Raw genomic sequence first — 9,000 nt, forward strand, 5'->3', positions numbered from 1 at the left:
ACCGATGGACATCATCCTCATCCCCGGACTCTGGCTCGACGGCTCGTCGTGGGACAAGGTCGTCCCGTTCCTGGAGAGGCCCGGGCACCGCGTCGTGGCGCTCACCCCGCCCGGCCATGACGGCCGTGACCCGGAGTCGGTGACCTACGGGGACCTGGTGGCGGCCGTCGTCACCGAGATCGACAACTCGTCGGGGCATGTGGTGCTGGTGGGCCACTCGGCGGGTTGTGCCGCGGCGTGGGCCGCGACCGACCGTCGTCCGGACAAGGTGGCGAGCGTGGTGCTGGTGGGCGGTTTCCCCATCCCGCACGGTTCCCCCATCCTGGACGGGTTCGAGCCCGTCGACGGCGTGGTCCCGTTCCCGGGATGGGCGGCGTTCGACGGCCCCGACACGGCAGACCTCGACGACGCGGCCAAGGCCGAACTGGAGAGTCACATGACTCCCGCACCCGGGGAGTTCGCGGTGGGGATCCAGGAACTGGGCGACGAACGGCGCTACGACGTGCCGGTCGTCAACGTCTGCACCGAGTACAGCGCCGACGAGTTGCGGGGCTGGCAGGAGAAGGGTTTCGAGCCCGTCAGCGAACTGAGGCGGCTCCATCATGCCGGGTACGTGGATCTCGAGTCTGGCCACTGGCCGCAGGCCAGCCGGCCCCAGGACCTCGCCGAGGTGATCCTGCGGGCCGCGACGGTGCGGTGAGTCCGCTGACGGCGAAACGGACACCCCTTCCCGCGTCGGCGCCGGTGCCGCTAGCTTGGGGGCGACCACACCCGGCCCCGAGGAGTCACCGATGACCTACCGCCCCGAAACGCTCGCCGTCCACGCAGGCCAGGAGACGGCGGACCCCGCCACCAACGCGCGGGCGGTGCCGATCTACCAGACCACCAGCTTCGTGTTCGACGACGCGCAGCATGCCGCGGACCTCTTCGCTCTGGCGCGGCCCGGGAACATCTACACCCGCCTCATGAACCCGACGCAGAGCGTCCTCGAGACCCGCGTCAACGCGCTCGAAGGGGGTGTCGGCGCGCTGGCCACCGCCTCCGGGGCAGCCGCCGTCACCTACTCGGTCCTCAACCTCACCTACAGCGGAGACAACATCGTCGCGCTGTCCACCCTCTACGGCGGCACCTACGCCCTTTTCGCCCACACCCTCAAGCAGTTCGGCATCGAGGCCCGGTTCGTGGACCCCGCCAAACCCGAGAAGCTGGCGCAGCACGTGGACGCGCGCACGAAGCTGGTGTTCGGCGAGACGGTGGGCAACCCCGCCCTCAACGTCGTGGACCTCGACGCCTGGTCCGCGGCGGCACACGCGCTGGGCCTGCCGTTCATCGTGGACAACACGGTCCCCACGCCGCACCTCACCAAGGTCTTCGACCACGGCGTGGACATCGCCGTGCACTCGGCCACCAAGTACCTGGGCGGGCACGGCACCTCGCTCGGCGGGGTACTGGTGGACTCGGGCCGGTTCGACTGGTCGGCCCACGCGGAGCGCTTCCCCGGGCTCACCCGGCCCGATGACGCGTACCACGGCGTGGTGTGGACCGAGGCGGCCGGCCCGGCCGCCTACGTGATCCGCGCCCGCACCGTGCTGCTTCGCAACACCGGCGCCGCGATCGCTCCGATGAACTCGTTCCTGCTCCTGCAGGGCATCGAGACACTGCACCTGCGGATGGAGCGGCACAGCGAGAACGCCATGAAGGTGGCCCAGTTCCTCAGCGACCACCCGAAGGTGGCATGGGTCAACTACCCGGGGTTGGAGTCCAGCCCCACGCACGAGATCGCCACCCGCATCCTCAGGGGCGGTTTCGGCGGCCTGGTGTCCTTCGGGGTGGAGGGCGGCCGGGATGCGGGGACTACCGTCGTGGAGTCGTTGGAGCTGTTCAGCCACCTGGCCAACATCGGCGACGCGAAGTCCCTGGCCATCCACAACGCCTCCACCACGCACTCGCAGCTCTCCGACGAGGAGCTCCGCTCGGCGGGTGTTCCGGCGGAGATGGTGCGCCTCTCGGTGGGCATCGAGCACATCGACGACATCCTGGCCGACCTCGCCCAGGCACTGGAGAAGATCTAGAGCTGGCGGGGATCCGCCTCCTGGTGGCTGATGTCGGCCTCGATGTCCTCCTCGGCGATCGAATGGTCCGAGGCGTGCAGATGCTCACCCTCGTCCGGGCCTTCGGTGGGGCGCTGAGTCAGCTCGGTGTCGTCGATGACGGCCTCATCGGTGGGGCCGGGGGTGGAATGTTCGCTCATGAGTCCTCCAGACGCGGGTGGATCGATGCTCGTCAGGGTAGCCTTTCCTGTCTGGACGGCGGGCCGAAACGGGTGTCGAATGGGCCTATGAGCGCCACTGTCACCACCGCAGACCGCGTCGAGTCAGCAGAGCTCTCGGGCCGCCTCAACTGGCTGAGAGCCGGCGTGCTCGGCGCCAACGACGGCATCGTGTCCATCTCCGCCACCGTGGTGGGCGTCGCCGCGGCCACACCGACCGTCACGCCGGTCCTGCTCGCCGGGGTCGCGGCGGTGGTCGCCGGTGCCATCTCGATGGCGCTGGGCGAGTATGTGTCCGTGTCCAGCGCCGCGGACTCGCAGCGCTCCCTGATCGCCTCGCTGCGCACCCTCCTCACCTCGAACCGGCGCGCGGCCGACGAGGAGTTGACCACCGCCTACCAGAGGCAGGGCCTGACCAGGGAGACGGCGGAGCGGGTGGTCGCCGAGATCGGGGAGAGCCACGCGGTCAAGGCCCACCTGTCCCAGCGCTTCCATCTAGCCGAGGACGAGATCGTCAACCCCTGGCATGCGGCCCTCGCCTCTGCCGTCGCATTCCTCGCCGGGGCCGTGCTGCCGCTGCTCACCATTCTGCTGACGCCCATCCCGCTGCGGATCCCGGTCACCGTCGTCGCCGTCCTCATCGCCCTGGCCACGACCGGCGGCCTCGGGGCCCGGCTGGGCGGCGCCCCCGCGGGCAGGGCCGTGCTGCGCGTGGTGTCAGGTGGGCTCCTCGCCCTGGGCACCACCTACGCCATCGGTCTGATGCTGGGCGTCTCCGGGATCTGAACTCCCCGGCCTGCTGCAAGAATGGGGGGGTGAACCGCCCTCCCCACAGCAGCGTCGGCCTCGTGGAGACGAGACAGGTGACGGTGTTCGACGACGCCCGCCCCTTCACGTTGCGCAGTGGAGCCACCCTGCCCCGGGTCGACGTGGCCTACGAGACCTACGGCGTGCTCAACGCGGACCGCAGCAACGCCATCTACATCTGCCACGCCCTCACCGGGGACGCACACGCCGCCGGTGTCCACGCGGGCGATACGCGCCCCGGCTGGTGGGACACCATGATCGGCCCCGGGAAACCGGTCGACACGGATGTCTGGTTCGTGGTGTGCTCCAACATCCTCGGCGGCTGCCAGGGGACCACGGGTCCGTCGTCGACGAACCCGGCCACGGGTGAGGCGTACGGCCTGGACTTCCCGCTGCTGGACATGGCGGACTTCGTCGAGGTTCACCGCGGGCTGGCCCGCCATCTGGGGATCGAGCGGTTCGCTGCCGTCGTCGGGGGCTCGTTGGGGGGTATGCAGGTGCTCCAGTGGGCGATGACCCATCCCACCGAGATGGGCAGGGCGCTGATCTTCGCGGCGTCGTCGCGTCTCACGGCACAGAACATCGCGTTCTCCGCCGTCGGGCGCCAGGCGATCATGCGCGACTCGCACTTCATGGACGGCCGCTTCCTCACCGCCGGCACGTCGCCGCGGAAGGGGCTGTCGGTGGCCAGGATGATGGCCCACATCACCTACCTGTCCGAGGGCGGTTTCGAGGAGAAGTTCGGCCGTACGGCGCAGCGGGGTGAGCTGGCGAAGAACTTCGGCGTGGACTTCGCCGTCGAGAGCTACCTCGAGCATCAGGGCGAACGATTCCTCTCGCGCTTCGACGCGCTGAGCTATCTCTACCTGACCCGGGTGATGGACTACTTCGACCCCTTCGCCGACGATCACGCCCTCGCCGCACTCATCGACGACCCCGTCCGGTTCCTGATCGTGAGTTTCGACACGGACTGGAGGTTCTCGACCGAGCACTCCAGGCGGATCGTCCGGCACCTGGAGGGTGCGCGCCTGCCCACGTCGTTCCGCGAGATCAGGTCCCCGTGGGGGCACGACTCCTTCCTGCTCGACGTGCCGGACTACTTCGACACCGTGCGGGCCTATCTGGAGCGCGCAGCGGAGGACCTGACATGAGCGACACCCTCCGCCCCGACCTGTGGCTCATCGCCAAGCTCATCCCCGAGGGGTCGCGCGTCCTGGATCTGGGCTGCGGCGACGGCGAACTCCTGCGTCTCCTCACCCTGAAAGGCTGCTCCGGGACCGGGGTGGACATGGATCCGGCCAATCTCGTCACCGCGCTGCGCAGCGGGGTAGACGTGATCGAGCTCGACCTCGACACGCAGCTGGGGGAGTTCGGCGACGATTCCTACGACTTCGTCGTGCTGTCCCGCACCCTGCAGACGGTGCGCCGGCCGCGCCAGGTCCTGCAGGAGATCGGCCGGATCGCCGTTCACTCGGTGGTCTCGATGCCCAACTTCGCCCACTGGCGCAACCGGGTGCGGCTGCTGTCCGGGCGGATGCCCATGTCCAGAGACCTGCCCTTCGAGTGGTACGACACGCCCAACCTGCACCACTCGTCGCTGCCGGACCTGGAGCCGCTGTTCGCGAGCCTCGGGATGGCGATCGACTCCCGGATCGCCCTCGACGCGGTCGGGCGCGCGCATCCGATGGGAAACGTCGCGGCGAACCTCCTGGCCAGCTCGTCGCTGTATCTACTGCACGCTAGGAGATGAGCGCACGCAGGCGAGCCGCGGAGCCGCCGAGCCCGAGGTCCTCCGTCAGTGCGTCCAGCCGCGCCCCGTCGATCGGTGACCGGTCCAGGCTGGGCAGCGCAAGGGTGTCCACGCAGGTGACCACCTCGCGGGCCCTGGCCAGGTAGTCGACGTCGGCCAGCAGCTTCGTGCGCACCGACGGCGACATCCCGGACGCTGGGTCGACCGCCGCCGCCACCATCGCCTCGAGCGACGGGTAGGCCGTCACGAGGGTCGCGGCGCTCTTCTCCCCGATGCCCTTCACCCCGGGCAGGCCGTCCGAGGGGTCCCCCCGCAACACCGCGAAGTCCACGTACCGCTCCGGGGTCAGGGCATACCTGGAGGCCAGCCATTCCGGGGTCACCAGCTCGTGCTTCGCCACGCCACGGGCCACGTAGACGACGCTGGTGTGGTCGTCGACCAGCTGGAACAGGTCCCTGTCACCGGTCACCACCAGGCTGGTCCCGTCGTGCTGGCGGGCGAGGGAAGCCAGCACGTCGTCGGCCTCGTGGTGCGCCGCGCCGACGACGGGGATGCCCAGCGCCTCGAGGCACGCACGGATCAGGGGTACCTGAACCGTGAGGTCGTCGTCGACCAGTTCCTGGTCGCCGCCGGCCGCCTCGATGACGCGGTGCGCCTTGTAGCTGGGGATCAGGTCCACCCGCCAGGCCGGTCGCCAGTCGTCGTCCCACGCGCACACCAACGCGTCCGGACCGTACTGGGCCGCGAGCCGCGCGATGAAATCCAGGGTGCCTCGCACCGCGTTGACGGGGCGGCCATCGGGCGCGCGGAACGTCGACGGCACGCCGAAGAAGGCACGGAAGTAGAGGTAGGAGGTGTCGAAGGCCATCAGCGAGCTCACCCGGCCATCCTGACACAGGGCTTCGGGAGCGGGGCCGGGTACCCTTGGGCCTCGTGATCTTCCGCCCCCCGCTGCCGATCCAGGCATCCCTGGTGCTCGCCGTCGCCACCGGACTGCTGATCGGTGCCGGTCAGGCCCCGATGGGCCTCTGGCCGGCCACCATCGCCGGCCTGGCGTTGTTCACGTGGCTGATGGCCGGGCGCCGTCCCCGGACGGTCTTCGGGCTGGGATACCTGGTGGGTCTCGCGATGAACACGCTGACCGTCTCCTGGGTCTCGGTGCTGGGCGCCGGTGTGGGTGTGGCGCTCGTGGCGTTCGTGTCCCTGTGGTGGGGACTGCTCGCGGTCGCCGTGAGCCTCCTGACGCGCCTGCGGCTGTGGCCTGTGCTCGTGCCCGCCGCCTGGGTGGCCATGGAGTTCGCCTCCGGCAAGGTTCCGTTCGGCGGATTCTCGTGGACCCGGCTCGCCTACACCACCGTCGATCAGCCCATGTCGGGGCTGCTCGCCTGGGTGGGTGTGACGGGGGTCGGGTACCTGGTGGCGTTGGTGGCGCAGGGCGCCCTCGTGGCCCTGGTGGCTCCCGGCCGGCGGCTGGTCGCGGCGGCGGGGATCGCGGCGGTGTTCGGCCTCGGTGGGCTCGCCCACCTGGTCCCCACCGAGGACCCCGAGGCGTTCGTCACCGTGACCATGGTGCAGCCGGGCGTGAATCGGGCCGAGAAGGGCAGCGCCACCTACGCCCGCTCGGTGACCAACAACGCGCTCAGCGAGACCGTTTTCGCGCTCGCGGAGGCCCGCGCGGCAGATGCGGAGGTGGATTTCGTGCTCTGGCCGGAGAACGCCACGGATGTCGATCCGATGGCGGATCCCGCCACGCGCGGCCTGGTGGAACTGGCCGTGCGGCTCGCGGACACACCCGTGTTCGTCGGCGCCGTCACCGACGGTCCGGTGCCGGACTCCCGGCAGACCTCGAGCATCTGGTGGGATCCGGTGAGCGGCCCGGGCGATGTCTACCACAAGCGTGACCTCGTCCCGTTCGGGGAGTGGATCCCCTTCCGTGAGGTTCTCCTCCCGCGGCTACCGATCCTGCAGCAGATCGGGCGTCAGTCCATTCCCGGTGAGGGGCCGGGCGTCGTGGCGGCTCCCACGGCCAGGTTCCCGGGGCTCGTGGTGGGCACTCTGATCTGCTTCGAACTGGCCTACGACGACACCAGCTACGAGATGATCAGGGGTGGCGCTGAGGTGGTGGTGTCGCAGTCCAACACCAACACCTACGCAGGCACGTTCGAGCCGCACCAGCAACTGGTCATCAACCGGGTGCGCGCGATGGAACTGGGCCGGGAGGTGGCCGCGTCCACGCTGAACTCCCTCTCCGCGATCATCGACACGCGGGGCCGCGTGCAGGACATCACCGCCGAGTACGACGCCGCGAGCGTGACCACGGTGCTTCCACTGCGGTCCAACATCAACCTCTCCGTGCACCTCAGCCCGTGGTTGGCGTGGGCGGCGTGCGCCGCCACGCTTGCCGGCGTCGGCCGAGTAGCATGGCGGGGACGTTCCAAGCAGAGAGAAGATGCATGACCAGCCAGGACGCGCTCGACCGAGTTCTCGTGATCATCCCGACGTACAACGAGTCGCAGAACATCGAGAGCATCACAACCCGGTTGCGCCGTGCGGTACCGCACGCCCATGTCCTCATCGCCGACGACAACTCGCCTGACGGCACCGGGGAGGTGGCGGACCGCCTGGCCGAGGGCGACGACCACGTCCACGTCATGCACCGCAAGGGCAAGGAGGGCCTGGGAGCCGCGTACCTCGCCGGGTTCCACTGGGGGCTGGACCAGGGCTACGGGGTGCTGGTGTCCCACGACGCCGACGGTTCCCACCAACCCGAGGAGTTGCCGCGCCTGCTGGAGGCCATCGAGGACGGCGCCGACATGGTCAAGGGCTCGCGCTGGGTCAAGGGCGGCTCGGTGGTGAACTGGCCCAAGTCGCGCGAGTTCATCTCGAAGGGTGGATCGCTGTGGACCAGGCTGTGGCTCGGCATCCCCGTCAAGGACGCCACCGGCGGCTTCAACGCCTATCGCGCCTCCACACTTCGCGGCATCAGCCTCGACGAGGTCGCCTCGGCCGGCTACTGCTTCCAGATCGACCTCGTCTGGCGCGCCCTGAAGAGCGGGTTCCGAGTGGTCGAGGTGCCCATCGAGTTCGTCGAGCGCGAGTTCGGGGACTCCAAGATGAGCCGCAACATCGTCGTGGAGGCGCTGGTCCGCACCACGCTGTGGGGGATCGATCACCGTCTCGGCCAGGTCGCGGGCATGGTGCGCCGCGTCCTCGGCCTCGGCAAGGCGGGCTGATCGCGTGGCCGTGCGCAGAGGGGCCTTCCAGTTCGGCCTGATGGCAGTGACCGTCTTCGTTCTCGTCTTCGCCGAGATCGGGGCCATCCTGTGGGTGGCCGGGGAGATCGGCTGGTGGACCCTGGCCATCCTCCTGGCCACGACCCTGCTGGGCATCTACCTGCTGCAGCGCGAGTGGCGGAAGGCATGGGGGGCGCTGGCGGAGGCGCTGAGATCCGGCGAACTGCCGTCAGGGCGGCTGGCCGACGCGTCGCTGATCCTGGTGGGAGGCGTGCTCCTGGTGCTTCCAGGGCTGCTCACCGACGTGCTGGGCCTGCTGCTGCTGTTGCCCTTCACCCGGCCGTTCGTGCGCTCGGCCATCGTCTGGTGGGCGTCGAAGACGATCCAGCGCTCAGGTGCGGCCATCACCGTCATCAAGGGCGACGTGGCACCTCACGGACAGACGCTGATCCCGGGGATCGACGCGTCGGAGGCGAGCGGTGCCGGACATGACACGATCCGCGGCGAGATCGTCGAGGACGACAACACCACGGACCGTGGGGGGAGTTCGGATCAGTAGATCCGGTCGGACTCGCGCAGCTTGGTGAGCTGCTCGTTGAGGATGTCCTCGAGCTCGGGGATGGAACGCCGCTCACGCAGCATGTCCCAGTGGGTGCGGGCCGGTTTGGTGGCCTTCTCCTCGCCCACCACGCCGTCCGCCCGGACAGCGGTGGATCCGCACTTCTTGCACTCCCACTCGGTCGGCAGGTCCGCCTCGAGCGCGAACGTCACCGAGAAGTGGTGGCCCTTCGGGCAGTCGAACGCGAGCTGACGCCGTTCGGCGAACTCGATCCCCTGCTCGTCCTCGAACGTCTTGGAGCCCAGCCCCATACCGCGCAGTGCACGATCAGCCATGTTGCCTCCTTCGTCTGCCTACCAACGAATCGGGCTCCCGATTCGTT

The 9,000-nt window shown here is 69.4% G+C and carries 11 protein-coding genes; 8 read left to right on the plus strand and 3 right to left on the minus strand.

All coding sequences use genetic code 11. The annotated features are described in order from the left end of the window. The first annotated feature begins 4 nt into the window (after positions 1-4). Together ACX1D0_RS04855 and ACX1D0_RS04860 are read left to right on the plus strand one after the other, a co-directional pair. The gene (locus ACX1D0_RS04855; RefSeq protein WP_459019762.1) at positions 5-700 is read left to right on the plus strand and encodes an alpha/beta fold hydrolase; all 696 of its coding nucleotides are present in this window, start codon (positions 5-7) and stop codon (positions 698-700) included. A 91-nt stretch (positions 701-791) separates the two neighbouring features. Then, the gene (locus ACX1D0_RS04860; RefSeq protein ID WP_459019763.1) at positions 792-2,072 is read left to right on the plus strand and encodes an O-acetylhomoserine aminocarboxypropyltransferase/cysteine synthase family protein; all 1,281 of its coding nucleotides are present in this window, start codon (positions 792-794) and stop codon (positions 2,070-2,072) included. Here the strand turns inward: ACX1D0_RS04860 and ACX1D0_RS04865 are convergent. Next, entirely contained in the window at positions 2,069-2,251 is a 183-nt protein-coding gene (locus ACX1D0_RS04865) for a hypothetical protein (protein ID WP_459019764.1), read from the minus strand. The genes ACX1D0_RS04860 and ACX1D0_RS04865 overlap by 4 nt on opposite strands. An 87-nt stretch (positions 2,252-2,338) precedes the next feature. Here ACX1D0_RS04865 and ACX1D0_RS04870 point away from each other — a divergent pair, with 87 nt between their 5' ends. The 3 genes from ACX1D0_RS04870 to metW are packed head-to-tail and all read left to right on the plus strand — an operon-like array spanning position 2,339 to position 4,826. Further along, positions 2,339-3,055 carry a VIT1/CCC1 transporter family protein gene (locus ACX1D0_RS04870; protein WP_459019765.1) on the plus strand — a complete coding sequence of 239 codons (717 nt, stop codon included), beginning with the start codon at positions 2,339-2,341 and terminating at the stop codon, positions 3,053-3,055. A gap of 29 nt (positions 3,056-3,084) precedes the next feature. Beyond that, a complete protein-coding gene (gene metX, locus ACX1D0_RS04875) occupies positions 3,085-4,227 on the plus strand; it encodes a homoserine O-acetyltransferase MetX (RefSeq protein WP_459019766.1) in 1,143 nt (380 codons plus the stop codon). After that, on the plus strand, positions 4,224-4,826 hold the full coding sequence (gene metW / locus ACX1D0_RS04880; RefSeq protein ID WP_459019767.1) for a methionine biosynthesis protein MetW: 603 nt from the start codon (positions 4,224-4,226) through the stop codon (positions 4,824-4,826). The genes metX and metW overlap by 4 nt, the downstream gene beginning before the upstream one ends. On the opposite strand, the gene ACX1D0_RS04885 is transcribed toward metW, so the two are convergent. Continuing rightward, complete coding sequence (locus tag ACX1D0_RS04885; protein WP_459019768.1) at positions 4,816-5,706, minus strand: 5'-3' exonuclease; 891 nt, start codon at positions 5,704-5,706, stop codon at positions 4,816-4,818. The two genes, metW and ACX1D0_RS04885, sit on opposite strands and share 11 nt — an antisense overlap. A gap of 53 nt (positions 5,707-5,759) precedes the next feature. Between ACX1D0_RS04885 and lnt the strand changes: the two genes are divergently transcribed. From lnt to ACX1D0_RS04900, 3 genes are read left to right on the plus strand one after another with little or no spacing between them, the layout of a single operon-like run. After that, on the plus strand, positions 5,760-7,283 hold the full coding sequence (gene lnt, locus ACX1D0_RS04890; protein ID WP_459019769.1) for an apolipoprotein N-acyltransferase: 1,524 nt from the start codon (positions 5,760-5,762) through the stop codon (positions 7,281-7,283). Next, the gene (locus tag ACX1D0_RS04895; protein WP_459019770.1) at positions 7,280-8,059 is read left to right on the plus strand and encodes a polyprenol monophosphomannose synthase; all 780 of its coding nucleotides are present in this window, start codon (positions 7,280-7,282) and stop codon (positions 8,057-8,059) included. Before lnt ends, ACX1D0_RS04895 begins: the two co-directional genes overlap by 4 nt. Before the next feature lie 4 nt (positions 8,060-8,063). Continuing rightward, positions 8,064-8,618 (plus strand): FxsA family protein, encoded by a 555-nt coding sequence (locus ACX1D0_RS04900; protein ID WP_459019771.1) that lies wholly within the window; start codon positions 8,064-8,066, stop codon positions 8,616-8,618. Here the strand turns inward: ACX1D0_RS04900 and ACX1D0_RS04905 are convergent. Further along, positions 8,612-8,953, minus strand: a complete 342-nt coding sequence (locus ACX1D0_RS04905) for an RNA polymerase-binding protein RbpA (RefSeq protein ID WP_459019772.1) — start codon at positions 8,951-8,953, stop codon at positions 8,612-8,614. The two genes, ACX1D0_RS04900 and ACX1D0_RS04905, sit on opposite strands and share 7 nt — an antisense overlap. Between the last annotated feature and the right edge of the window lie 47 nt (positions 8,954-9,000).

It is taken from the genome of Tessaracoccus pujii (genome assembly GCF_054483895.1).

Bases quoted from the DNA above. Each gene is read 5' to 3' on its own strand.
- ACX1D0_RS04865 (WP_459019764.1), bottom strand. From the start codon at position 2,251: ATGAGCGAACATTCCACCCCCGGCCCCACCGATGAGGCCGTCATCGAC.
- ACX1D0_RS04855 (WP_459019762.1), top strand. From the start codon at position 5: ATGGACATCATCCTCATCCCCGGACTCTGGCTCGACGGCTCGTCGTGG.
- ACX1D0_RS04870 (WP_459019765.1), top strand. From the start codon at position 2,339: ATGAGCGCCACTGTCACCACCGCAGACCGCGTCGAGTCAGCAGAGCTC.
- ACX1D0_RS04905 (WP_459019772.1), bottom strand. From the start codon at position 8,953: ATGGCTGATCGTGCACTGCGCGGTATGGGGCTGGGCTCCAAGACGTTC.
- metW (WP_459019767.1), top strand. From the start codon at position 4,224: ATGAGCGACACCCTCCGCCCCGACCTGTGGCTCATCGCCAAGCTCATC.
- ACX1D0_RS04860 (WP_459019763.1), top strand. From the start codon at position 792: ATGACCTACCGCCCCGAAACGCTCGCCGTCCACGCAGGCCAGGAGACG.
- ACX1D0_RS04895 (WP_459019770.1), top strand. From the start codon at position 7,280: ATGACCAGCCAGGACGCGCTCGACCGAGTTCTCGTGATCATCCCGACG.